The organism is Rhodococcus sp. NPDC059968 (assembly GCF_042738615.1).
In the GTDB taxonomy this organism is placed as follows: Bacteria; Actinomycetota; Actinomycetes; order Mycobacteriales; family Mycobacteriaceae; genus Rhodococcus_F.
The window spans coordinates 14496-39513 of record NZ_JBHWUE010000071.1 but is presented as its reverse complement, the minus strand read 5'-3'; the positions used below and the strand labels follow the sequence as shown (position 1 = coordinate 39513).

Below are 25018 nucleotides of genomic sequence, written 5' to 3'. Positions count from 1 at the left end.
CCGCACGCAGGGCGGGGAGAACGATGAAGCACCGTTTCCGGTCAGATCCTGTGGTGCATCATGCCGTGATGGCCGCCTCCATGGGTGATGACCGCGACGGTGACGATCGTGTAGAGGATCGCGAAGACGATCAGCAGACCGCCGAAGATCCACAGCGAGAGTTGCCCGAGTCTGCGGACCCGGTCCGACGCGTCCTGCGCAGCCTCGACGTCACCGCTCGCCCACAGCGGATACACGTTGAACGCGTGGGTGAATGCGGAGAAGGCCAGCGGCCAGAAGAACAGCAAGGTCGCCACTGCCCATCCGGCGTTGACGACCGGCCGTGGCTGAGACCTGGCTTGCGCATCCGAGGTGCGGGTGGCGGTGGTGGGTGGGGTCGGGTCCGAGGGAATCGGATCGGTGGCGGAGGACGACATCGCAACGCTCCTGGGATCAAGGGGTTCACTTTTCACGGTAGGAGTCGAAGCTGAGGAGCGCCTGAGATCCAGCTGGCAATAGCGGCGCTGACCTTCGGATCACCACATCGGGGTCACGAGGACGGAAGGGAAGACGAACCCGGTATGCCGATGCGCACCGAGGCGACCAGGAGGTAGGACCGATAGAGGGACGTGCTCCTCCGGTCCATGCCCGCGAGCGCGATGACCCCGGGCGGTGCGGCGATCACCGCCGCCGACTTCTTTCGAGTGAACCCAACCGATCCGGGGCACCGATACGCCAATGCTCCGAATCCAAGTCATTCGCCGCTGCGTGGCAGACCGGGGAATCCCGCCGTCACCGGCCCCACCCCTCGCCTGCGGTGAGGCCGGTGTGCCACCTTCTCTCGGTTGCGGCGATCGGTGGCACATCGAACGCTAGGCGTGCCCGACACGATGTGGAAGACGGCGGTGGGGATTCTCAGCGGAATTTCAGCAGTCCGCGACCAGATCTGGACACTCTCACTGACTCCCCATCGATCATGCCGGCCGCACAGTGGTGACCCGCTGCTTCCCGACGCTGTCGCCGAAAACAAGACCGACGGCCCCGATTCCCGACCCCACACATTCGCACACCCCACCCGACCCGGGTATCAGGTCGATCGGCATCCCCAGTCGTACCGCCTGGTGACCAGAGCGTGTCATTTCGCCCCGGCCAGATGTCCCCTTGCCGCGACCTCGACACGAACGATACTGGCCGCCAACGGGTTCGGGGATTCTCAGTCTTCGAAGACGAGGCCACCCCACCGTCGTGCACGCTCGGCCGAGTCCGGTTCTGCCATGTCGTGCACCAGTCGTCCAGTGGGTTGTCCGGTGCATCGAAATCCCAGTTGGGTGCGTCCTTCCATGGCGCTGGGAGCTTCGGCGGCGGGGTCGGCTGAAGCGGCTGATTGGAACGGTCTGAACGGGCATCGCCGCGGCAGCGGAGATCCCTGGACCACCGAGTCCCACTCACGCCGTGGCAACTGCGACCACGACAACCGTCTTCTCGATCTTCATCACTACCTCCAAGGAGTAGGAGAGGCAGTACCCACATCGCCGCGGACTCACGCGGTCCAACCGCCACGTATCGGCGTCATCGAGGCCCACGGATTCAGGCCTTCTCCTCCGCCGATGGTCCCCGCGGACGAACCGCTGAGTCATGCGCCGAGCGCGACCGCCATGGATCCGGCCCCGCCGGCTCCCCCTCCAGGTTCTTGTCTTTGCCGCCACGGACGGAGGGACCAAGTGCTTTCGAGGCCTGAAACGCCCCGGCGTCGACCGATACGGGGGAACAATCATGACGGTGAGCCCCCTGCGACGGATCGGCCGAGCGCTCCTCGCGTTCGTGCTGGTGGTTGTCATCGGCACGGTCGGCTACGTTGACCTCGGCTTCGGGCTCCTGGACGCGCTCTATCAGACCGTCACCACGATCACGACCGTCGGATTCCGCGAAGTGCACCCGCTTACCGGCGTCGGACAGTTGTTCACCATCATCCTGATCCTGGCGGGGGTCGGCACCGCGCTCTACATGTTCGGTGTACTCCTCGAAGCGCTCATCGAAGGCCACCTGCGCCACCACATGGAAAGACGACGAATGGATCGACGCATCAGCCGGATGTCCGGCCACATCATCATCTGCGGATGGGGCCGCGTAGGCACTGCGAGTGCACAGTATCTCGACTCGCTCGGCCGGGAAATCGTCGTCATCGACCGCGACCCCGAGCGACTACACAATATCGATTACCCCACCGTGATCGGAGACGTCACCGACGACCGAATCCTCGAAGCCGCCGGCATCGCACACGCGCACGCGTTGATCTCCGCACTCGACACCGATGCCGACAACGTCTACGTCACCCTGTCGTCCCGGGCCCTGCGCCCGGATCTCACCATCATCGCCCGCGCCCGTAACGAGGGGTCGATGTCCAAACTTATGCGCGCCGGCGCGAACCGGGTCGTCAACCCGCAGCTGATCGGCGGCCGCAGGATGGGATCCTTTGCGCTGCAACCTCATGTGGCCGAGTTCTTCGACGTCGTGATGCACGACGAAAGCCTGGACTACCGGATGGAGGAGATCACGGTCGCAACCACCTCACCATGGGTGGGGTCCACGCTGGCACAGATCGCGCTTCAGGAGACCACTGGGGCACTACTTCTCGCAATACGCACCACATCTGGACAGTTCGTCGCCAACCCGGCACTCATACTCCAACTCGGGTCCGGAACGATCCTCATCGTCCTCGGCACCCCAGCAGAACTCGATGCGGTACGCCACCATGTCAACCAATGATGCCAGACGCCAGTCGTCACAGTTTCATAGATAGATTACTGATCACCGACAAGCTGGCCAGCTACCAGATCGCGCACCGCGAGCTCATGCCGTCGGTCGTCTGGTACGAGTCCACCGGGAGCACCGTCGCTGCCTGAATAGGAACCGGCAACAACGCTGTTCTCTCAGATCGCATCCGAACGTCTCGCGCATCCGGCGGGCGTGCGGGGTGTCCACGCGGCTCGGTCGACAGGATAGGGCCGCGACCGTAGACCAGCTACCGGAACTCGTTCGTCAAGCGGTTACCGGACCTTGACAGTTGTCGAGCTGGCGGGCTCACACCGGAACCGCTTCGATGACGGATGATCGGGGACCTTGTGTGATCGAATCCAGCATGAATCCGTGGTCAGTCAACAGTCGGCGCCATTCGGTGAACGTGCGCTCGCGACCTCCCAGGAGAACCAGCATGTGGAGATCCAGCAGAGCCATGGGGTGGGTTGTCGCTGTTTCCGGCAAGACCTGCTCGACAATCATCAATCGTCCGCTTTTCGGGATCGCTCGCCGACAACTGCTGAGGATCTTGCCAGCGGACACGTCATCCCAGTCGTGCAGAATCTGAGACAGCACGTAAACATCACCATTTTCTGGGATGTCGTCAAAGAAACTTCCACCCACAACTGTCGTTCGTTCACCGATGCCAGCCGAACAAAACTTCGACGCCGCTTCCGCGACCACATGAGGCAGATCGAGCAGAATTCCGCGTAGATGCGCGTGCCGATCAAGCAACCGGGTGATCAGCGCGCCGGTCCCGCCTCCGACGTCGACGACGGTTCCCGCGTCAGACCAGTCGTGGTTGAGCAAAGGCAACAAACGCAGCTCGACCAGCCCTGCTTGGCCCCGTGCGAACTCATCGGCTGCCGACGGATTCTCGGACAACCATTCGAAGTACGGCTTGCCAAATGCCGCTGAAAACGATTCCTTCCCCGTTCGGATCGAATGGGCTGCGTGCCCCCACACGAGGTAGGCCTCGTGTGACATCAAGCCGACCAAGTGACGAAGCGAACCCGGAGTGTCTGCCCGCAAAAGCTCACCGGCCTCCGTCAACGCAAATCGTCCTCCACCGTCTTCCGCAAGCAAGCCTTCCGCGACGAGTACCCGCAAGAATCGACCAAGTGCGTCGGCGTCGGCGCCCACGCTCGCCGCGAGATCACCAAGCAAGCACGCGCCGTCCGCCAATCGGTCGGGCACCCCCAGTTCGCAGACGGCTGCAATAGATTGGGAAACAATGTATCCCATGATTTGTTTTCTCACTCGGTGGTTGATGTCGCTCATGTTCACGCCACCTCGGACAGCCGCGGGAAGAGTGAGATCCTGGCAGCATTCTGCAAATACGACGCGCCTGCCGTCCCGCCGGTGCCAGGTACCGTTCCGATGACTTTCAGGGTGATGCCCCAGTGGCCTCGCTTCATCGCACCCCACGCACGGTCCAGGCGCCGCATCGACTCCTCGAGAACGCTTGCATCCGGATGCGTTTTCCGCATCGCGAGATAGACGTCCTGCAACGTAGCCTCCCCGATATCGATTTTCGCAATGTGCTCGAAGTCACGAGGATCGGGTGGAGCGCAGGCGAACTCGACCTCACGAAACGCGCGGGACTGCACCGCGCTCCGCCCATCGGTGAAGCCGCGAATTATCGAGAAGGCGTCAACCGGCATCGTCGTTAGAACCCGAAAGAGCGCAGGCACCGCTTCGAGGCGGATCGATGCCCTGTCGAGGCGATCCTTTGCCGCTGCGGCCTGACCGTGGTGCAGGTCCAGGATCGCCATCGAAATCGCTGTCGCAACCTGCCGATACAGACCTTCGAAGATCTGGATGCAGCGGATGAACATCTGCTCGTCGTGCAGGCGAGTCGTCGGCAACAACGTCAGCCGAACTGCAATTCCGATATCTTCGGGGACACCGTTCAGCGCCGGCGCGGCGACTGAAGCAAACGAACTGTAGTTGGCGCCTGGCTGAGCCAGCGCCACAAGGCCAGCCGCAGCCACGGAAGGATCGAGCGAGAAATCGGGTGCGAGCCTCGCGAGTTGTGTCACGACTCGTGTCGCTGCGCGCGTCCGGACCACCTGGGGTGCATGTGCCGACCTCCCGAGGGCTCGTGCCTCCAGCAATGCGAGGTCCATGGCCGCGGCAGCCACGAATGCGTCCACGCGCTGCGCGTCGTCGGACCGGACGACCTGGTCGAAATAGTCGAGCCCGACATATGACAAATAGTCGCCGTTCTGCGCATCGAACGTCATCGGTAGCCAGGCACCGAGAACATGATTCGCGCGGTTGTTGCTATGGAAGTTTCGCAGCATGGCGACCAGGTGAGGCCGGACCCCGTGACGCCCGACTGTTTGATAATGGGCCGCGACAGCCGCAAGGGGAAACACCGAGTGCCCCGCTTCCCATTGCCGAAGCGCATTCTCAATATTGCGGCCAGATAATTCATCGCTCGTCACGTCAGCAGCCTGAAGACACGTGCCCCCGACGCCGATCACGCCGGAACGAACGAATTTCTCCTCGGCTTCGAGCATCGTTTCGGAAATCAACGCGAAACTCGCCTTTCATCCATACTGCGGTGTTCAGCTATCTTCGACGGCGCGCGGCGAATACGGATAGACACCCTAGGGAGATTTCTCGACACCCTTTCCGCGGGGGGTGAAGTTTCCACCCCTGGGGTGCGTATTCAGCGGGCAGGCACCCGCCCACGATTGGGTGCGACACAGATTCCAGGCTTCGATAGCGAGGACCATTGACCATCGATGAGTGCAACTTCCGTGTGTTGCCCGGACGGGGTCATACGCCGCCAAAGCGCTTGTGAATAGCCGATCGCCGGATCCGTGCTGGCCGCAACCAAATATGGCCCGTAACTACTCCAATCACCGAGACAGCCGTCACTTGCAACGGCTCGAATAACGAGCTCGAGGCAGGTCGACCGCGGCTTTTACTTTCTCGGGAGCGGGCTTCTCGCAGCGTGCGCGAGCCACCGCATCGACGAGATCGACGCCACCTTTTCGTGACGCAAATCTAATGAAGTCGCAGATGTCCCACAGAAGGAAGAAATCAATGCACGTAATCGCCAGAAGCGCACTCGAGACGATCAACGAAGTCGTTGTAGGCGGGAGCATCCACAACCTGGGTGTCGTCAAGATATTCAACCAACACCCTCAGTTGGCGCAATTCATTCCTGGTGCCAGCAATTTGGCAATCAGTTGGGTCAGATTGGAGTGCGGTGAGGTCCTCGCGGTGCACAAGCATCCCGAGTCCAGCCTGATCCTGATCTGTGAGGGTTCCGGACGAACGATGGGCAGTGCAGAGCAGGAGGTCATTGCGGGGGACATGATCCTCGTACCCGGCGACTCCTGGCATGGCTTCGAAGGAACCCAGAACGGTTTCTGGGCGCTCTCGATCCAGTTCAACGGCAAGGCACTCTACGAGGACGCCGAGAAGCCCAACGCGATGTTTGCAAGCGATGTACCGAATCGGGCGGATGTGCTCCTAGCGGACAACGAGACGTACCTGCAGCAATTCGGAATCAGCAATCTGTTGCGGCTGATCGACGACCCCTCGTTTGACAACCCACACGTTCGGGAACGGTTGCTCGACTGCCAGCAAACGTGGTCGGACAGGTTTCAGGACCTGCTGCACCTGCGTGTCGCGATGACTACCGATCCGGCGCACAAGCAAGTAGCGCTCGATCATTTGGTCGAGGAACTGGGGCATAACGACAACCTGCGCAACCAACGGGAATCGGCGCACACGCCGGTCACCGATGCGACGTTCGTATCGACAATGGATTGGTTCAGGCATCAGATGCTTTACCGGAGCGACATGGTGCGCACTCTGCTGATGCATGTGGTGCTGGAAGGTAGTGGCGAAATCTGGCACCGAGAAGCGGCGCGAGCGTTTCCAACAATTCCTCACTTCCAAGAACACGGAGAAGACGACGGCCAGCACGTGAGCATGGGGATCGATCTGCTCAATCGAGCAACGCCGGCTGAGATCCAAGAACTCCGCGAAGCACTCGCTGAGGGATGGAAGATGATCACGCAATTGTGCGACAGAATCGCGTCGATCGCCGTGGCCGACACGGTGGTCCCCACGTACTCCACATGCTGAGCGTCCTCAGGAAAGTCGTCTGGTTTGAGGTTCCCAAACCCCAAACTCGGTTCGACCCACTGTCCAACGCCGCGCACCTCTCCAGATGGCAGCGGTGGTGCGACGCGGCGCAGCGGGACAACGTGAACGCGCCCCGAGGCGAGCGACTCAGCAGATCCGTCCTCGGCGGGCTCCGTCGTGACATCATGCTCGGGCTCGTGGCCATCGCGATCAACGCAGGATGCGCCTTCGGTGCTGCGATCACGCTGAAAGCACTGATACAGCACCTCGCCGCCGGCGGTTCAGCGCTCACGACCAACCTCACGCTTGGTATCACCTGCATCGTGCTGACGTACCTGGCGTGGCTTGCGTTGAATCACACCTTTATGCAAGCCGACGTGGTCGGCATCGGAGCCCGGACATACATAGAACAAAGGTTGCTGCACAAGAAGCGCAGCGTTGCACCCTCCGACCAACCGGTGGACCTTGTCACGCTACTGGACCGGGAGGCGGCACGCGTCGAAACTGCATGGTCAGGCCTCATTTTCATCATCCTTGCACTCGCAACGATCACCTTTACCTCCGCGTACTTCTTCGTGGCGTTGGGACTGAGTGCTCTGGCAAGTCTGTCGGTAATCTTCTTTAGTTCTGTGGTGATCTACTGGAACGCTAGACAATTGAATGCCGCGCATGCCGCACTGTCCGCGACGGCGGCAGATCGCATCGAAGTCGGCCTGTTTTCGATAAACAATCGCCTGCTCGCGTGGCTCAAGAACTGGAACGACGAACTGTTTCGGCGCTATGCCGACAAGCGAGATGGCGAGGAGCGCGCGCTCCTGAAAGCGGCGCGCCTTGTCGCGCGGATCAACCTCATATCGACACTCACTCCAATCGTTGCCATGCTTGCCGCGGTGTTTACCCAGCTGGCCTACGTTGGTTACGTCGATCCAGCGGGCCTGTTGTCCGCAATGGCGCTGGTCGGGGGTTTGAAATCCGTCGCCAACAATATTCCCTTCATAGTTCAGAGCCTTTCCCAGGGCATCGTCGGGCACACCAACATTGCGAAGTATTTATCCAGTCCCCACCCGGCAGACACCGATGCGACGGCAACGCACCTGCCGGCAACAACGGCGAAGCACATCGCTGTGGTCGGCGAGGCCGGCAGTGGCAAGACATCCGTTCTGAAAATCGGTGCACGCCGCAGCAGCGAAGTGAACAGCAAAACGTTCTTCGTACCGGATGAACCGTGGATATTCCCTGGCGGGCTCTACGAAAATTTGTGTCTATATCGAAGCGATTTTACGGACGCCGAGGCCCGTCAAGCTTTGAAGCTGTCCCGACTTCCCGAAACCTTCTACGGCGACTACGTCGCAAGCAAGTCACGCGACCGGACCGAGGGCTGGGACGTGTCCCGCGGGCAGGGGAAGCGGCTGGAGCTGGCACGGGCAATATTGGCCGAACCGATGTTCGTTTACCTCGATCAGCCCACCGCAGGGCTGGACGACGACCTGGCGAGAGGGCTGTTGGCCTCGCTTCTGCGCGGGCCATGGCACGACACCACGGTTATTTATGCAACGGACAAGCCCGATGAAAAAGATGCTGCAGACGAGATTTGGGTAGTGGCCGGAGGCGAGGTAGTGGAGGTGATACGTAACCCCACACCACGGGCGGCGAATCCTGTTCAAGACCGCAAAGAGCGGCGCGCTGCCGAGGATCGGTCGGTATCTCGACATCCCCAGGGCATCGACCGACCGGAACTCTCGACCTCGTCACGCCGCAGTCTGATGAGCCTGGGCATCGCGAAGGTTGCAGTTGTTGCATGCGTCCTGTTTGCGTGCCGCGACCTTCTGACGATTGTCGGTGACTATATAGCTGCCAGCGGAATTTCGACCACGAATGCGCGGACGACAGCGATAACCCTCATCGCTGTACTGTCGGCTGGGGCAATCCTGTCGATTTTCACCGCCTTACTTGTAGTCAAGCGCAGCATCATGGCAGCATCCCGCAAGTGTCAGAGTTATTTCTCGACTGTCATGAGCCCAAAGCTCTCCAGGTCGGCCTTTGTCGAGGTCAATCAGGACTATCAGAGCAAACTGACATGGGATCAACGACGTATCGACGAAGTTCTGCCCGAAGTAGTTCTGAATACGCTGGGTGCGGCTACGCTGCTGCTCACGACCACCGGGTTCGTATTGAGCAAGAACATTTTCGTCCTGTTGCCCCTTGCTGGGATGTGCTTCGCTTACTGGCACAGTTCGAGGCGATCGGGAAAGCGATTGCAGTACTTCAACGATAGAGAGATCGGTACGACGTCGACAGTGTTGGAGCGGGTCGAGGCTATTACGTGCAGCTCAGCTAGATTCGACTTGGCACGCGACAACTCGGCTCTCGTAAACTGGCTGAACAAGAGTTTGATGAATCGTGCCTTCGCTTCGATGGACAATGCGGGCGCGCGCCGCTGGTTCAATTACAAGCTCGATTTGATGGGTGTGCTCTTCCTGTCGGTCGTCGTCGGTTCAACCGTGTTTGTCCATGTCGGCGGCGGACCCGGCCTAAAAGGTGTTCTCGCGCTCAGTCTCTCGTACAGCCTCATCGCTGTTTTCGCGCGAGTGGGCCGTTGTCTGGTCGACCTCAGGCAGGTTCTCGACAGCGCGGATCGTCTCCTCACGCCTCCGACCGACCCGGCGCCGTGCTGGACTGGCCCAGCAGTTGAAGACACAGCGCTCGTGTCGTTTTCGAAGGTCGGGTACGTCGCGCCGCACACCGGGGCGGTGCTGCTGGAGGATCTCTCAGAGTCGTTCGCTAGCCGAGACGTCGTGGTCATAATGGGTCCGAGTGGGGTCGGTAAGTCGACATTTGCGAAGCTGGTTGTCGGCAGTCTGCAGCCGACAACAGGCGTCCTCTCGACATTGGGCCGGACGACGGGATACGTGTCGAATTCCCACGCCGAAGACGTCCTCTTGATGACGTCGAGTCCGATCTTCAAGCCAGGAAGACTGATCGAACACTTCAACAGCCCGTTACCGCTCGAACTGGCTCGCGTGGTCGATTATCTCGACGTGGCAGACGTCGCCCGCCGACTCCCCTCTGGATTCGACGAGCCCGTCCCCGCCACCGGTCAGTTGAATCTGAGCAAGACGGAACTCCAGCGGCTGGCGCTCCTCGACCTTTTGATCAATCGCCCGACGGTCGCAATTCTCGACGAAGCGACTTCCGAGTTGAGTGCAGGAGCAGAGCTCTCGATATTGCGGGCCGTGATCTCTGCCTTGCCGGACACGCTTTTCTTCATCATCACGCACAATCCCGAGCTGACCAAACTTGCCAATCGAATCTTCCATTTCAACGGTGAGCGACGTCTCCTCGATATTTCCGGCCAGTCGCAAACGACAGCCGATCGGAACTGGAATGAAAAGGAGGAAGTCCATGGAATGGCAGCCTCAACGCGATGCGTTCTGTAACAGCCACAACGTTCCACAGCCACAACTCCCGCTGAGGAACATCGCGCACTGGAACGCGGTGCTCCAGGGCAGCGTGAGCGGCGATGACGCCCTGCATCGCGAGCGAGCCTACGTCGCACCCGGATACTTCTACATGCCCGTGTGCGACGAGCCCGACAATCGGACACTGGCGGAGTTGTTGGACCTGGCATCAACCGCCGACTGGTTGTTGGTCCCATCCCTTCGCAGATACGATCGCTGTCGTCGCGCCGACGCTATTGCAGTTCCATTCATGAAAGCGGCATTCTTCCGGTCTTCCCGAAGTGTGGATCTCGCCCTGCGAACAGCGGTAGGAGCCAGTCAATACAAATCAATAGTCAGGCTCACAAGGAAGGCTGAGGCAGCGTGCACCACCGAGATACACCGTCTCTCGGAAGTGGCGGAAGACAATCGAGTACTACGCGATTTCGCCAACCTTCAGGCATTGAACGTGGCGAAATATGGACACGCCAAGAACCTCTATACGCGCGATGTGCTGCGTATGCTGGCACGCTCGTCCGAAGGTACGAAATACTACGTGAAGCTGGACTACGAGAAGTCTTCGAATACTCCGTTGGCCGGATCACTGAGCTACGCCGACGATGACCGTGGCGTGTTTACGAAGCTCGTTCGGGGGCTGGACCACGACCGAATTCCGCGCGGGTTGAATCTGTATATCACCGACTACTATCAAATGTATCATTTCGCGGATCGGCTGGGTTTCGCGGACGTCTGCCTTGGCCGAGGCGCTATCGATGCCAAGGTCCGGGTAGGCGCAATTCACATTGTCGACCTGGACAACTGGCTGATTCCAGTCAATACACGGCGTACGCAGGCGATGCAGGAATACGCGAGATCGCGACATGGAGACTAGATGATCAGCGAAATAGCCTGGGCAGATGGAAGATGCGTCCGATTTGACGAGGTGAGCCTGTCACCTGCCACCCATGGGTTGTCGTATGCCACATCGGTATTCGACGGTATCCGCACCTACGGCGGAAGCATATTCAAATGTGACGACCACATAGCCAGGTTGCGGCGGTCCGCTGAGTTGTTCGGGCACACCTTGCAATATTCGGATGCGGACTTGGCCGATGCTTGCCGGGAATTGGTGAGGGCCAACGAACTGGCCGATGCGTACATAAAGTGTTTGGTTTTCTATGACGACACAGATGTCAGTTTCAAGGCGCAGGACTCTTCCAGCACGGTGGTCCTGTTTGCCCTGCCCTTTCCTTCGAATTCGGCCACGGAGCAATATCGGCTCTCGACGGCAGCGTGGCGGCGTGCACCCGCCTCATGCCACCCGTATCAGGCGAAAACGTCGTCTACCTACGCGTTGAGCTACTTGAGCCACCGCCAAAGGGCTGACGGCTACAATGATGTGCTCTTCCTTTCGATAGCCGACGCTGTTTGCGAGTCGAGCGGATCGAACGTGTTCTTCGTCAGGGGAGACGCATTGTTCACGCCCACTACCGAATTAGCGCTCGACGGGATTACCCGAGGGGTGATCATCGATGAGCTGTGTCCGCGACTGAAGCTCTCGGTAACGGAACGCGACATCGCGTACGGCGAGATCGGATCGTTCGACGGGGCGTTTCTGTGTGGCACTGCGGTCGAAATCATGGGGGTTACCGGTATCGACGAGATCCGGTATGAGAAGTCCGCATTGGTCGATGCGCTTGCAACCGAGTATCGAAACTTGACCAACGGCCGGTCCGCGATTCGATAACGGTTCAAAGGCTGTCTTCTGTGGGTGGTCGACCCGGACTACCACAAGGGGGTGGGCGATCTTTCCCCCCAGGGTTCCTGGCTTCAAGTCCGCCGGCTCGGGATAGTACTAGAAAGCAAACCGAGTCCCCCGCACCGCAGGAGCTGTATGCGCGCAATCAACGATATTCAACCTTCGGATAAGCGCGCTGAAAGCGCCATTGCGCCAATCGATATTCCATCCAGCGGAGTCTCCTGAATGAAACTGCTCATCCTCCATCGCGTTCCCTATTCCTTCATCGAATACCATCGTGTAATAGATCATGGAATTCACGATGCCGTCTACGTGGGCACAGCCGCGCAACTTGCTACCGTGCCGCCCGACCTTCCCTGCAAGAGGGTTGAACGGCCAGGTCAAGCAAGTCTGGCCGAGGAAGCTCTCACCCTGTTCTCTCCCGACGATTCCTTCGACAGAGTCATCAGCGTTTCCCAATACGAGATGATGGAAGCAGCGCAGATAAGGCGGAGCCTCGGAGTAGACGGGCCATTACCGGAGCAGGTCCACATCGTGAACGACAAGGTAGCGATGAAAGCCGCAGTCGCAGGATGCGGACTTCGCGTACCTCGATTTGTTCGGTGCGATGAGGCGCTCACAGCTTCATCCGCCGATGTCGCTCCTTGGGCTGGGAAGACGGTGCTCAAACCAATCGATGGAACCGCCAGCAAGGATGTTTTCGTTTTCGCCACCTACGCTGACGCCAGCACTGCGATCTTCAAGGGCCGAACAGGTCTGGAAGACTGGGATCCGGAGCGCTTCCAGCTCGAAGAATATGTGGAGGGGCCGATCTTCCACTTCGATGGCGTAATGCTCGCCGGTGCGCCGGTGGCGATCGTCGCCAGCAAATATTTAGGCACTTGCCTCGAGTTTGCCCAAGGAGTTCCGCAGGGATCGATTCAAGTCGACGACGACGGCGGGCGCTGCAAGGTAGCGGTCGAGTATCTTCGGGCCGTGGGTATCTACAATGGCCCATTTCATCTTGAAATGATCGAGACCGTAGATGGAATGGTTTTCCTGGAGGTCGGTGCCCGCCCCGGCGGCGGACATATCAAGGAGACATTCCGGCTTGCCACGGGCATCGACTTGGTCGCGGCCGGTTTGGCCTGCAACCTCGACTGGTCACCTCTTGAAATTAATCCACTGAAACGGTGGTTCGAAAGGTCGGCGAGTAGCAAGGTCTACGGGGATTTCATGTTCCCAGGTCACCTGCTTCGGTCGCGGCACTGTGCGATCTCGGGCGGCGAAAGATTTCAAGGCCACCCAGATGTCGTTCGTTGGAAGGAGCTGGATGCAGGCGCTTCTCTTCCGAAGACCGTTAGCTATTTCGATTTCGAATTACCCGTCAGCGGCATCGTCGCTGGTCGGTCGAGCTCTGAAGTGACATCACTTATTCGCGAAATTTTGACGACCGTGCAAGTAATACCAATTGAGCAGCCCATGCAATGCCCCACATCTTGCTGACCGGGCGGTGCGTACATCTGCCCTGTCAGTGCCGGAGCGGGCTCGTCTCCACCCGAATCTGAGCCTGCGCCCCTGCCAACCGGCGCTTGGCATCCACAAGATCAGTGCCGACCGCGACAATTACACCTTGACGATCCGCAGAGGATCGGAGCGGACCGAGGCGTTGCCCTGGTTCGAGAGAACACTGTAACCGGATTATCCCCTCGGTCTGACGCGCGGCCTCGATGCCCTGCACCCGTTCGATCACCACATTCTCGTAGGCAAAGAACGCGATGCAGCCCGCCCCGCGCCCGGGTGTTCGCGAATGCGGCGGCAGCCCGGCAAGATGACAGATCGACTCCCGGACCAGATCGCGACCCATTGCACGGAGCACTAGCTCCCAGATGAAATCGCCTCCAGGACGGGTATTGCCCTCGATGATCCGGGGCCCGGCCGGGCCGAAACGCACTTCGGTATGGGCTGGCCCAAAGGAATGACCGATCGAACTGAGGAAATCGGTAACGAGACCGCGGAGCTCAGCAAGGGCCGACGCTGCGAGCACGGCCGGCATTAGATGACCGATTTCGATATACCGTGGCGGGCCAGTCGTGGTCTTGGCGGTCACCGCGATGATGTCATGCCGGCCATCCGTGGTGAAGGATTCGACGCTGTATTCGGGGCCGTCGATAAACTCTTCCACGAGGGTCGGCCCGGGGTACTCGCCGCGAGAGTGGGCGAATGCGGACTCGACCTGGTCAAGGCTCGAGACGCGATAGACGCCGGAGCTGCCGGCGCCTCCAGCCGGCTTGACAATAATTGGGCCGCCCACTGCGAGAAGAAAGTTCCGTACCTCGGAGGCCGAATGGCAGCTCTGGGTCAGCACAGCGCCGAAATCACGGCTGGCCAGGTGCTCGCGCATGGCGATTTTGTCGCGGGTCAACCGGACGGCTTCCCGCGCGTTGCCCTTGATGCCTAGAGCCTCTCTGATCACGGCGGCTGGCATAAGGCCATGCTCGGTGAATGACACGACGGCATCGACGGGTTCGAGCTCGTGCAGCGCCCGTGCCATGCAGAGCGCCTCTTTCTGGTTGCGGTAGTCGAATACGCACAGCCGGTGGGCGCGCCTGGCCTGGCGCACGGTGACCGATTCAGAATTCTGAAAAACAGACAGTTCGACCGGCAGATCTTCGATCATTCGGAAAGTCTCGTCATGTCCGCCGACAATCAATATGTGAGCCATGCCGACCCGGCTCCTCCATGTCCGTTGAAGTGAAATACCGGCTCGTGTCCACCCCTAGCGGATCTCGGCGGATCGGGGGCGATTCCGGCGTTTGGAGGTCGCGCTCGTCGGGCCGGTCTCACTTCCGGCCCTCGATTACGCTGAAGCCGCAGGGCAGGAGCGTACTGCCGGTGAGTTCGAGGCCGGCGCGCTGGTACAGGCGTGCGTAGTCGTGAATGGTTCGCTCCCGGCCGCCCGTCATAACCAGCATGGCGACATCTACCACATTCCCCCAGACGTATCCGCCATCCTCGCTGATCACCCTCTCCAGGACCAGAATCCTGCCGCCGGGCTCGAGCGCGTTCGCGCAATTGGTGAGGATGCGTACCGAGTCATCGTCGTTCAGCGTGTGCAAAACGCTCTTGAGCAGGTGGACGTCGCCCCCGCCAGGCACCTCTGTCAGACCGTCGCCGGGCACAATGTCACAGCGCTCATCGACGCCATATTCCCGCAAGGTGTGACCGGCCCTGGCCAGCGAGAACTCCAGGTCGTAGATCGTACCCCGCAGATGATCGTATTTGCGCAACAGCTGGGCGGTCACGATGCCGTAGCCACCGCCGACATCGATGACGTGCCGATTGTCCGTGAAATCAACCGCTTCCGCGGTCTCGAGACCGGCGCGGATCGAGATCTCGTGCCAGCCTAAATGGAAGCGCTGGGCGGAGTCGGGGTGATCGGCTAGGTACTCGAAGAGGGGTTTGCCGAAGAACTGGCCGAATCCTGTCTGTCCCGTACGAGCGCAATGGAGCAGTTCGCTCCAGGCCAGATAAGTTTCTGCGCCAGCAAAGAGCTCCACCTCGCTTGCGATCGATTCCGGATTATCCCTGCGCAAAAATTCGGCTCGCGGCGTGAGTGCGCACTTGTCCTGCTCGTCCACGGAGAAGATTCCCGCGCTCATCAGTAGGCGGAGGATCCGCTCGAGCGCATCGGGATCAGTTCCGCTTCGTTGGGCTAGATCGACAAGCGCTAGCGGGCCCCCCGCTAGCAGATCGGCGAGCTCTAGCTTGACGGCTACGAATAAGCAGCAGGATATGTTGTAGCCATGGACCATCTCTTTGACACAGAGACGTTCGGGCTTATCACGGAAATCGAAATACATTGTGCGCCTTTGAATAGGTAGTGGAGAACAGCAATACTGCAATGCCCGCGCCCGACTGGCCGACGATGGACGGATGCGTCATGGATGACTCCCTGATCTCAGCGGTTGAACTCCCAGACTCCCGGGCGTTCAACCAGCGTGAGGCTTCACCGCGTCACTCGATAGATACCCCGGGGCTGGCAACCATTCACCCCCCGGAGACATCGCGGCAGCGTGAGCACGGCCGCCGAACCGGTCACGACGGACCCGGTGCGGGCGAGGATGCGGCCGGCCATGATCGGCCCGACCCCGCGGATGTTCTGCAGGGTCGACCCGCATTCGTCGAGGACGGTCTTGATCCGATCCTCCAGATCGTTGATCTGGAAGCGGAGTCGGCGCAGGCAACCGACCATCTCGAGGGCGCTGTCAACTCGAGGTCGTGTAGGACAATCTGCTAACCACATAAGCCGCATTCGTCACACGCGACCTGGTGAATCGAAGAGGAGAACCGGCGGAAATCGCCCGCGGATTGCTCGAGTTGACAGTGCCGTCCCGATCCTCAGCAGCTGGGACGATCTCCACTTCTGCGACAAGTTCTTACCGACATTCGCACTGATTCAGCGGACATGCCGACAAAGCGACCCTCTCGAGTGCCTGCACACCGTCCGCGGAGGTTCGCCGAACGAATCCGGGTCGACAAGTCCCGATCCGGACAGGGCGGCCGGCCGGCCTCTCAGCGAATCCTCAGCGGACCGGTGTTACCGTCGCGTCCGCGGTCGTCGCTGATCCACAACGTGGCAATCAGCCCTCCAACCGCGATCGACGAGCGTCGGGAATTGCGGCGCTCGTCAAGCGGGATGCAAGCAGCACACCACTGCTCGCACGAGGGTGCCACCTGCCCGCAACACCGATGCCGCAGCGTTGGATCCTGCACGGACATATCCGTCAAATCTAGTGGCCACGAATCCTTTTCGTGAATTTCTGATCAATACGAAGACGCTCTACTCCCACACTGGATACGCTCAGCCTTCATTCTCGTCTCGATCGACGTGCACTCAGAATGGGGTAGACATGACAGACACAGGCAGCTCTCGACGAAGGTTCCGAATCGTCACGCGCGCAGTCGCAGTCGTGGGAATCGCGGTGCTGGGCCTGACCATGAGCAATGGCACCGCCATGGCGGGGGTGGACAATTCCAGCTCCGTCATCGACGCGCGAGGCAATCGCATCGAAGTCCTGCAAGGCGATACGCAGTTCCAGGTGGTTCCGCCGCTGGACGGGGTGCCGACCAGCGTCGAGTTCTTCCACAACGGCTACGCGGGGGTCAACATCACGGGGCCCAACGCGGCAGAGTTCAAGGGCACCAAACTGACTGTCGGCTATCAAATTGGGTACCCGATTTCATTGACCGGCGCGACCATCGTCCTCAACTCACCCGGCCTGGGGTTTGCGATCGGCACGAGTAACGGAATCGACCTCGGGCTCGTCCCGGACCCCGCGCTGAGCCTGAACGCGAGTAACCACGCCGACCTCGTCGGTGACATCATTCCTTCGCAGGAACTCGACATCGACCTGAAACCGGGCGGAATCACCACTGTTCCACTCCTCGAGAACCAGTCGTTCGATGGGCCGGCGGCCGCGGTGAGGATGCAGGGAGTTCACGGTTCGATCTCCGGTGCGATCGGTGCGGTCACCATCCGTCCGTACGCCGTGGCAGTCACTTCCAGCGGTGACACCGTCATGACGTACGGTGTTCCTCAGAAGCTCAACTAGACAGCGCCCCATGCTGTCCCGGTGACATCGGGTGCGGGTGCGACTCGCAGACGGTGTCGCGATACCGTGCGTAGCGTTCTCAGCGCGCTGCGCACGGTATCGTGGCCCCGGTCCCCGCCCCTCGGGCGGCGTCATGACAGTAAGCGCACCGAAGGCTCCCGTCGGCGCAAATGAGCTTGCGCCGACGGGAGTCGCTGTACCGGCCACTCCCCCTCTCGCCCCGGGATGAGGACCGACACGCTGCCTCGTATCGGTTGCAGCGATGGGCAGCACGCCAATAATATTCCAGCACAATCACATTACGTAACCCTGCGACCGCGATTCTCAGCGCAATATCAGGAACTCCCACTCGACGGAGCCCACCAATCGACCTGCAGGGCAATCAGACATTTCACACACAGCGGAACGCTGAAATGTCTCCTCAGCAAACTCTCAATAAGTACAGCGTACGATTTTGGGAGTCCTGCCTGAGCGGTGGCAATGAATGCCTTTTCAGCGCATGACTTCAGAAGAATCGGATATCGGTTACCCCGGAACGAGACAGGACTGCTCGCGTGCACCATGTTCACGGAATACAGGCGACCGCGGTGACCCGTCCGCGAGTCTCGGCTCGAATCGCTCCGGATGTTCGTCCACGAGTGCTGACAACGCCGATCGTGACAACACTGCGCGACGCGCCGATAGCCCTTTTGCGAATCAATTACCAATTGTTCCGTATTCCTTTGCAATTGGTGGAGAATATCGCGGCCACGCAACTCAGCGAGCAGGCACCAACTCGCCTCGCCTACGAACAGTTGCTGATCAAGTGCGATCGAGCAGCCGGCCACTTCCTCAACGACGAGAACGCCGACGACCGAGCAGCAGAACTGCACCGCCATACCGCAGCCGTTCGAGCCGCAATCGCCCGCCACCATCAGCAAGTCGATACCGAGAGCGCGGCACTCCTCGATCTTCAGCGTGCACGGTTCCATCAGCGCCGCACAGGCACCGACCCGGCGTAAACCTCTCCCCCACCGTGCCGGGGCACGCGGTCCGCGTTCGGGTCAGTCGGACTCGGGGTGCCGGGTCACAGGTGATGTTCTCGACTGCCTCGACGACGCCATGACCGACCGCGCCCGCGCTGACTTCGAACGCAAGCTCACCATGCTCACGTGCTACTTGGGAGGGCGGTCGCCGGTGCCCACGCAGGCAGGTTCGACAGCCGGCTGCTTGCGGTCGGCGATACAGTCCTAGTCATGACTGGGCGCATCGATATTTCGCTGGTGCTCGCGTCCGCACGAGTCGGTGTCGGGGTGCTGCTCATCGCCGCCCCGACCGTCGTACTGCCTCGCAAGGACGCCGCGAACGGTACGAACGCCTTGCTGCTGCGGACGGTCGGGGTCCGCGATCTCGTCCTCGGTGGCGGTGCGGTTCTGGCCCGGACGAGGGGCCGCCGCGAGGAGTTCCGGCGCTGGGCGTCGGCCGGGCTTGCAAGTGACGCCGGCGATCTGTTGGCCGGGATCTGCAGCGCCCGCCTGGTGGGACGATCAGGCGCGATCAAGGCCGTCGCGGTGGTGGTTCCGTGGGTTGCTGCCGGTGCCGCTGACTTTGTCAGAACCCGACCGGATGGAACGCGGCAGTTCTCGGCGCAGTGGGTAGCCGACACCGCCAGCCGTGCGTCTCACCAACCCGGACATGTCGCGGTGGGCCAAGGTACACAATCTGCGTGATTAACGAATAGGTGATCGCAGACTCGGATGCCCGGTGCGCCGTTCAGCGTTTTCACAGGGAAGCAGAGCCACACTTCATCTATGCCCTCGACTAGGACAATGCCGACAGTCGCGGGCGCAGCCTCTTCATAGACTCGGAGGTAGTCATGAAGTTCAACGAGAAGGCCATGGTGGCGGCAGTTGCCATTGCGGTGTCAGCACTTGGTGGGCCAGGGATCGCAACCGCGGCGGCGGGGCCCGTACAGGCGAGCGTCAACCACCCCCAGGCGCAACCCAGCACTCCGCCGCCCCATGCCCCCGCCTGCGGTCCGTGGGCAGACGCCCCGAATTGGAGTGCCGACACGCCGAGCAACCAACTGAACGACTGGTGCAACAAATGGCAAGGCCAGCCACAAAACGGTGTACGGGACAACCATGGCGGAATGATGTTCGGAAACTGATCCATCCCCGAGAAGAATCCCGCCCCGAGATCGGGCACTCCCCGACGCTGAGAGTCACGAGAGTCGTATTCGGGCCCGAGCAGTCCGAGGGTGCCCAGAAGTGTCGAGGCATCCAGGATTCCGATTCCCGGTGCCGGTTCATGCCGCGGTTCCCATCGTCGTCGTATCCGTGACGACGGACCGAACAGGGTACTCACCACAGTCTCGGACACCGATCCGGCTCATCCAGGCGACGTAGACCGCAGATCCGGCGAGTACGGCGGCGCCGCCGAGCACGACGCCACCGACCACATCCGTGAACCAGTGCTCACCGAGGTAGAGGCGTGTAGCGGCCACCAGCACAGTCACGAGACCGGCAAGAACACCAAGTGCCCAGCGTTGGGCGGTGGGCAGACCGAATCCGAGCATGACCGCCGTCATCCCGAACAGTGCCATCGCCCCGGTGACGTGCCCTGACGGAAAAGAGTGATCGGTCTCGAGCAGAACCTGCGTGATCAGCGGCGGACGCTGCCGCCCCACCAGGCCCTTGGTGACGGTGGACGCCACACCGGCCGCGCCGACGGTGCCCACCAGGATGATCGCGGGCAGGAGGGAGTGCGCCCGCCGGGAGGCGATCGCGCCGATCACGATCGCAAGAACGAAGGTGCCGACCGGGCTACCCGCATCGGTGATCGCGATGGCCGGTCCGGTCAACCACGCCGAACGATGCTCGGTGAGCCAGTTCAGTACGAGTTGGTCGGCTGCGGTAATCGTCCCCGAAATTCTCACCTGGTAGGCGAGCGCACCGAATCCGACCACCAGAGCGCAGAGGCGAATTCCCGTCAGCACCCACGACGCCCGACCCAGTCGCGTGTCGCCCACGCCGCGCGCCAGTGACGCGGCAACGAAGACCACGAGACACGAGGCGATCAGGACCAGAGCGAACGTCGCCGCGCTTCCCTCTCGAACCTCCGTCAGGGCGGCGCGACCGACACCGATCAACCGGGCATGCCCGGGCGAAGCCTGCGCGCCGGCCTGAAATAGTTGCGTTGCTACTTCCCTCACACCTCGCAGTATCGATAGCTCTCACTGTGGCGACGCTGAGGAGTTCCGAACCGGCAGGGCCGCGAGGCGGACTTTCTGATGAGTGTGCGGTTCTCAGCGGTTACACAGCGCCGTGACACCATCCTGGTCGTCGAGCCTGGACACCGAGCGGAGACGAGTAGCGGATGATGGCGGCATGAGAAGCGTGCCGACGTGGGCGAGGCCATCCTTGTGGGGACTCCCGATCCGCTCCGCACTCACTGCCGCAGCGGTCGTGGCCGTCGCACTCGCATTCGGCGCGGTCGCCTTGGTGTACGTCCTCCACCGCTCCCTGCTGTCTGAGCTGGACGACGCTGCCACCGCCCGCGCCGAGGACATCACCGCACAGTTGCGCACAGACGCACCCGCCGACCTCGACAGCCAACTGGTCGACACCGATCAACGCATCGCCCTCGTGCAGGTGGTCGACAGCAACGGACAAGTGGTGCGGTCATCGGACGACGAGCCGGGAGACGCAGTCACCGACATTCGGCCACCGGTCGACGGGCAACCGGTCCGGGGCGTGAGGACCGCCGCCCCGGACGGCGGCGACCTGCGCATCACCGCTCAGGCTGCCCGCGGGGTCGGGGGTGAGTACACCGTCATCGTGGCGGCGACCGAGGAATCGGTGGAAGCGACACTCGCGACAGTCGGCGGGCTCCTCGCCTTGGGCGGCCCGATTATCGTGATCGTCGCCGGGTTCATGACCTACGGGCTGGTGAGTCTGTCTCTGCGGTCCGTCGAGAACATCCGAACTCGTGTGTCCGCGATCTCGAGTGCCGATCTGAGCGAGCGAGTTCCGGTACCGGCGCAACGGGATGGCATCGCCACCCTCGCGCGGACGATGAACGACATGCTCGCCCGACTTGAGGCAGGGCATGCGGCGCAACACCGGTTCATCGCAGACGCCTCGCACGAATTGCGGAGCCCGCTGACCACGGTGACCGCAGCGCTGGAACTCGCCGACGCCCGACCGGAACTCCTCGACCGGGATCTTGTGCGGCACACCCTGCTACCCGAGGCTCTGCGCATGGGCCTGCTGGTCGACGACCTGTTGCTCCTCGCCCGCGCCGACGAGCGGGGGCTGCCGCTGCGTCTCGCCGACGTCGACGTCGACGACGTGATGGACGGCGAGGTGCGCCGCTTTCGCGCCCACGCCGATATCTCCGTCACCGCAGCGCTCGTTCCGGTTCGGATCCGTGGCGATGCGGCCCAGCTTTCTCGCGTCGCGCGCAATCTCCTCGACAACGCCATCCGGTACGCCGCCGCGACCGTGCACGTCGACGTGTCCCGGCACGGCGATCGTGCGCGCATCATCGTCACCGATGACGGCCCGGGTATCGCCGCAGGTGACCGGGAACGGGTATTCGAACGCTTCGTCCGCCTCGAACACGCGCGGGAGCGCGCGCGGGGAGGGTCCGGGCTGGGTCTGGCAATAGTCGCGGAAATTGTTGCAGCACACGGCGGGACAGCGCACATCGTTGACACCGAACAGGGCGGTACCACGGTCGTGGTCACGCTTCCGGTGGTCGGGCCGAATCCGTCCTGAGGCGGTAACCGGCGCCGCGTACTGTCTCGATGCTGTCGGTCCCGAAAGGACCGTCGATCTTGCGCCGCAGATAACCCACGTAGACCTCGACGACGTTCTCGTTGCCTTCGTAGTGCGTGTCCCACACATTCAGCAGGATGTCGTTCTTCGCAAGCACGACATCGGGATTACGCATCAGGTATTCCAGGAGCCCATACTCACGAGCGGTCAGCGACACTTCCTCGCCGTCCCGCTCGACCCGATGCCGTGACGGGTCGAGCGTCAGACTGCCCACCGAGAGGACGACGGGCCGGGCGGGTGCACCTCGACGAATCAGAGCACGCAACCGCGCGACGAGCACGATGAAGGAGAACGGCTTCGTCAGATAATCGTCCGCGCCCAACTCGAATGCGTCCGCCTGGTCGTAATCGCCGTCCTTCGCGGTGAGCATGAGGATCGGCGTCCAAATTTCCTTGGCGCGCAGCGTGCGGAGCAGTTCGTACCCGTTGAGCCCGGGCAGCATGATGTCGAGCACGATCACATCGAAGGTGTCCTCGGTAGCGTGCCACAGACCGTCCGGGCCGGTGGACGCCGTGACCACCACGAACCCTTCCAGTTCGAGACCCCTGCGAACCATGTCCGCCAGGCGCGGTTCGTCCTCGACGATCAACACCCTCACGGGATGCTCCATTTGCTACCGGCGCGCACCGAACCACACTATCGCCCCGGAACCGTCTGCCAGGCCCGGTTCTCAGCGCGCTCACAGCAAGACAGAGCAATGCTTTGAATGCCCGAGAAGGGGGCCGTTGGAAGTTCGGAAGCGCGCCGTGACTCGAGGCCGACCTTCCCGACTCGAACCGGCCAACCCCGCAGTACTCGCGGCACCGGGTTGGGCCTCGTTCGCGGCTGAGCTTCCGTGAGCGCCGCCGCGCCTTCGCCATCGTGACCGCAGGCCGAGGGCTCACTCCTCTCGACGCAGGGGATGGCTCGCACAACGAATGCCCCCACCCCACTGTGACGCAATGTCCATGCGGAAGCCGGACACGACTGTGGCCTGCCTCCTCTCGAGCTCCCCGATCAACCGGGTTTGCTCCTCCCCCATGAGCACGACATTCTCCTCGAGGCACATCGTGTTACAGCCGAGCGCATGCGCTTCCTCCGGTGTCGCCGGGATGACCTCCCAATCCTTCAGGATCGACGGCAGCCCGCGTGCGAGGCCGCTGGTGTCGCAGATGCACAGGCCCCGACGCACCACGGCGAAGATGCAGTCGAGGTGCAGCCAGTTCGTGGTGAGGGGGACCTCGTGGATCCGGTAGCCCTCCGGACCGAGGTAGCGCTGCAGCCAGTCGATGCCGGCCTGGTCCGACGCCAGGCCCGAGTTCCCGACCAGGACGTCGCCGCCCATGACGAAGATGTCGCCGCCTTCGAGAAAGGGACCCGGGCCATCGGACCGCCGCGTCGGCTTGACGGGGCGCGGAGTGGGCATCGAGACATAGTGCGCCTGGGGGTCTTCGGCCACGCGCCGCTGAAGCAGGTCGCGGACACTGAAGACTTCTCTTCGCCGAAAGGGGGTCTTGACGGCCAGCTCGATGACATGCTTCGTCAGGACCGGGTCGCGTCGCCGGGAAATCGGATCTCGGTGTGCGCCTTGCCGGCGAAAACCTTCAGATGCCACCCGGTGTCCGCGTCCGCGGATCGGCGGTGCAGCGAGCGGTGGTGGCGCAGCAGATCCGAACCGGCGTGCCGTACCAGACGCTTCTCGGGTTCACCGTGCCCTGCGCTACCCGCCCCGTGGCGGAAAGCAGCCCCTCCAGCGCGGAGGACGAACTCGGGCCCAAGATTTGCCTGCCCTGTGACGCTGCGACGACACCATCAATCCAGTCTGCGCTCCCCCGGCACCGCAAAGTGAGCAATTGAAGAAGCGAAACCGGAGGAGTTCGTCGACCGCCACCGCGGCGACCGACCACCTGATTCCGATGAGGCACCCTCCTCGACAACACCACCGGCCCCGCCGCCGCATCCCCGCCGCACCATCAGGTCGAAGCCGGGAGCTTTCGATGACGTCAACAATGCCCGGCGCCACGGGGGTCCCTCATCCCCATCAAGGTGCACATCGCCCCACCCCGAAAATTCGCCGAAATCGCAGTCCTCCAGCGCATTACCGAGCCCAGCAAGGGATGGCCGCACCCCACCCTGAGGGGGATGTGCCCGAACATCGTCGTGGACCACTGTTAACGGGGCACTCACCCCCGCCGCACCAGCCCAGGAGGACCCCATGACCCTGCCCGAACTGTCCACACAACACACCCCGCCGCCGACGCCGCCCCCACTCCCGCCGTCGAACGTCGGATGGGCCGTCGCCGCCGTGGTGTTCTTCTGGCCGCTGGCCTTCGCCGCATTCAGCGACGCGCTGAAAGTGTTCCCCCGCTGGTGCAGCGGCGACCTCGCCGGCGCCCGCGCCGCCTCGAGAAGGGCCAGAACCCTCGGCATCATCGCCCTGAGCATCGGCGTCCTCTCCACCGCCTTGTGCCTGTCCTCCGCCTTCACCTGACCGAACCGGAACCACACACTCAGAAGGCGCACGGACCCAGGGGTGGTCACAGT

General features: G+C 61.8%; 22 protein-coding genes. 13 read left to right on the top strand and 9 right to left on the bottom strand.

The genetic code is table 11. The annotated features are described in order from the left end of the window. Positions 1–41: 41 nt before the first annotated feature. A complete protein-coding gene (locus tag ACFWAY_RS38410) occupies positions 42–416 on the bottom strand; it encodes a CD225/dispanin family protein (RefSeq protein ID WP_378458392.1) in 375 nt (124 codons plus the stop codon). Between the two features lie 1336 nt (positions 417–1752). Here ACFWAY_RS38410 and ACFWAY_RS38405 point away from each other — a divergent pair. Next, positions 1753–2745 carry a potassium channel family protein gene (locus tag ACFWAY_RS38405; protein ID WP_378458391.1) on the top strand — a complete coding sequence of 331 codons (993 nt, stop codon included), beginning with the start codon at positions 1753–1755 and terminating at the stop codon, positions 2743–2745. Further along, complete coding sequence (locus tag ACFWAY_RS38400; protein ID WP_378514236.1) at positions 2742–2882, top strand: hypothetical protein; 141 nt, start codon at positions 2742–2744, stop codon at positions 2880–2882. The genes ACFWAY_RS38405 and ACFWAY_RS38400 overlap by 4 nt, the downstream gene beginning before the upstream one ends. A gap of 178 nt (positions 2883–3060) precedes the next feature. On the opposite strand, the gene ACFWAY_RS38395 is transcribed toward ACFWAY_RS38400, so the two are convergent. Next, a complete protein-coding gene (locus tag ACFWAY_RS38395; RefSeq protein WP_378514235.1) occupies positions 3061–4056 on the bottom strand; it encodes a methyltransferase in 996 nt (331 codons plus the stop codon). 2 nt (positions 4057–4058) lie between these two features. Then, positions 4059–5315, bottom strand: coding sequence for a hypothetical protein (locus ACFWAY_RS38390; protein WP_378514234.1), 1257 nt, complete (start codon positions 5313–5315; stop codon positions 4059–4061). 517 nt (positions 5316–5832) lie between these two features. Between ACFWAY_RS38390 and ACFWAY_RS38385 the strand changes: the two genes are divergently transcribed. The 5 genes from ACFWAY_RS38385 to ACFWAY_RS38365 all read left to right on the top strand — a co-directional run bounded on the left by ACFWAY_RS38385 (position 5833) and on the right by ACFWAY_RS38365 (position 13566). After that, positions 5833–6885 (top strand): cupin, encoded by a 1053-nt coding sequence (locus ACFWAY_RS38385; protein WP_378514233.1) that lies wholly within the window; start codon positions 5833–5835, stop codon positions 6883–6885. After that, the gene (locus ACFWAY_RS38380) at positions 6879–10322 is read left to right on the top strand and encodes an ATP-binding cassette domain-containing protein (protein ID WP_378514232.1); all 3444 of its coding nucleotides are present in this window, start codon (positions 6879–6881) and stop codon (positions 10320–10322) included. The genes ACFWAY_RS38385 and ACFWAY_RS38380 overlap by 7 nt, the downstream gene beginning before the upstream one ends. Then, on the top strand, positions 10288–11214 hold the full coding sequence (locus ACFWAY_RS38375; protein WP_378458386.1) for a hypothetical protein: 927 nt from the start codon (positions 10288–10290) through the stop codon (positions 11212–11214). The genes ACFWAY_RS38380 and ACFWAY_RS38375 overlap by 35 nt, the downstream gene beginning before the upstream one ends. Continuing rightward, a complete protein-coding gene (locus ACFWAY_RS38370) occupies positions 11215–12069 on the top strand; it encodes an aminotransferase class IV (protein ID WP_378458385.1) in 855 nt (284 codons plus the stop codon). It begins immediately after the preceding gene. Positions 12070–12306: 237 nt separating this feature from the next. Continuing rightward, a complete protein-coding gene (locus ACFWAY_RS38365; protein ID WP_378514231.1) occupies positions 12307–13566 on the top strand; it encodes an acetyl-CoA carboxylase biotin carboxylase subunit family protein in 1260 nt (419 codons plus the stop codon). Between the two features lie 25 nt (positions 13567–13591). On the opposite strand, the gene ACFWAY_RS38360 is transcribed toward ACFWAY_RS38365, so the two are convergent. From ACFWAY_RS38360 to ACFWAY_RS38350, 3 genes are all read right to left on the bottom strand, one after another. After that, a complete protein-coding gene (locus ACFWAY_RS38360; protein WP_378458383.1) occupies positions 13592–14740 on the bottom strand; it encodes an ATP-grasp domain-containing protein in 1149 nt (382 codons plus the stop codon). 163 nt (positions 14741–14903) lie between these two features. After that, on the bottom strand, positions 14904–15875 hold the full coding sequence (locus tag ACFWAY_RS38355; RefSeq protein WP_378514243.1) for a methyltransferase: 972 nt from the start codon (positions 15873–15875) through the stop codon (positions 14904–14906). A gap of 194 nt (positions 15876–16069) precedes the next feature. Further along, a complete protein-coding gene (locus ACFWAY_RS38350; protein WP_378514230.1) occupies positions 16070–16315 on the bottom strand; it encodes a hypothetical protein in 246 nt (81 codons plus the stop codon). A 658-nt stretch (positions 16316–16973) separates the two neighbouring features. Here ACFWAY_RS38350 and ACFWAY_RS38345 point away from each other — a divergent pair. The 4 genes from ACFWAY_RS38345 to ACFWAY_RS38330 all read left to right on the top strand — a co-directional run bounded on the left by ACFWAY_RS38345 (position 16974) and on the right by ACFWAY_RS38330 (position 19824). Continuing rightward, entirely contained in the window at positions 16974–17675 is a 702-nt protein-coding gene (locus tag ACFWAY_RS38345) for an MspA family porin (RefSeq protein WP_378514229.1), read from the top strand. Between the two features lie 656 nt (positions 17676–18331). Then, positions 18332–18676, top strand: a complete 345-nt coding sequence (locus ACFWAY_RS38340; protein WP_378458380.1) for a hypothetical protein — start codon at positions 18332–18334, stop codon at positions 18674–18676. A 234-nt stretch (positions 18677–18910) separates the two neighbouring features. Continuing rightward, a complete protein-coding gene (locus ACFWAY_RS38335) occupies positions 18911–19384 on the top strand; it encodes a hypothetical protein (protein WP_378458379.1) in 474 nt (157 codons plus the stop codon). A 146-nt stretch (positions 19385–19530) separates the two neighbouring features. Continuing rightward, positions 19531–19824 (top strand): hypothetical protein, encoded by a 294-nt coding sequence (locus ACFWAY_RS38330; RefSeq protein WP_378514228.1) that lies wholly within the window; start codon positions 19531–19533, stop codon positions 19822–19824. 138 nt (positions 19825–19962) lie between these two features. Here ACFWAY_RS38330 and ACFWAY_RS38325 read toward each other — a convergent pair whose 3' ends face one another. Next, on the bottom strand, positions 19963–20868 hold the full coding sequence (locus tag ACFWAY_RS38325) for a phosphatase PAP2 family protein (RefSeq protein WP_378514227.1): 906 nt from the start codon (positions 20866–20868) through the stop codon (positions 19963–19965). 175 nt (positions 20869–21043) lie between these two features. On the opposite strand from ACFWAY_RS38325, the gene ACFWAY_RS38320 reads away from it, so the two are divergent. Further along, positions 21044–22435 (top strand): ATP-binding protein, encoded by a 1392-nt coding sequence (locus ACFWAY_RS38320; protein ID WP_378514226.1) that lies wholly within the window; start codon positions 21044–21046, stop codon positions 22433–22435. Here ACFWAY_RS38320 and ACFWAY_RS38315 read toward each other — a convergent pair. Together ACFWAY_RS38315 and ACFWAY_RS38310 are read right to left on the bottom strand one after the other, a co-directional pair. Next, complete coding sequence (locus ACFWAY_RS38315; protein ID WP_378458375.1) at positions 22401–23093, bottom strand: response regulator transcription factor; 693 nt, start codon at positions 23091–23093, stop codon at positions 22401–22403. The two genes, ACFWAY_RS38320 and ACFWAY_RS38315, sit on opposite strands and share 35 nt — an antisense overlap. A gap of 282 nt (positions 23094–23375) precedes the next feature. Further along, entirely contained in the window at positions 23376–23900 is a 525-nt protein-coding gene (locus tag ACFWAY_RS38310; protein WP_378458374.1) for a dimethylarginine dimethylaminohydrolase family protein, read from the bottom strand. A gap of 789 nt (positions 23901–24689) precedes the next feature. Between ACFWAY_RS38310 and ACFWAY_RS38305 the strand changes: the two genes are divergently transcribed. Continuing rightward, entirely contained in the window at positions 24690–24965 is a 276-nt protein-coding gene (locus ACFWAY_RS38305) for a CD225/dispanin family protein (RefSeq protein ID WP_378458373.1), read from the top strand. Positions 24966–25018: the final 53 nt, after the last annotated feature.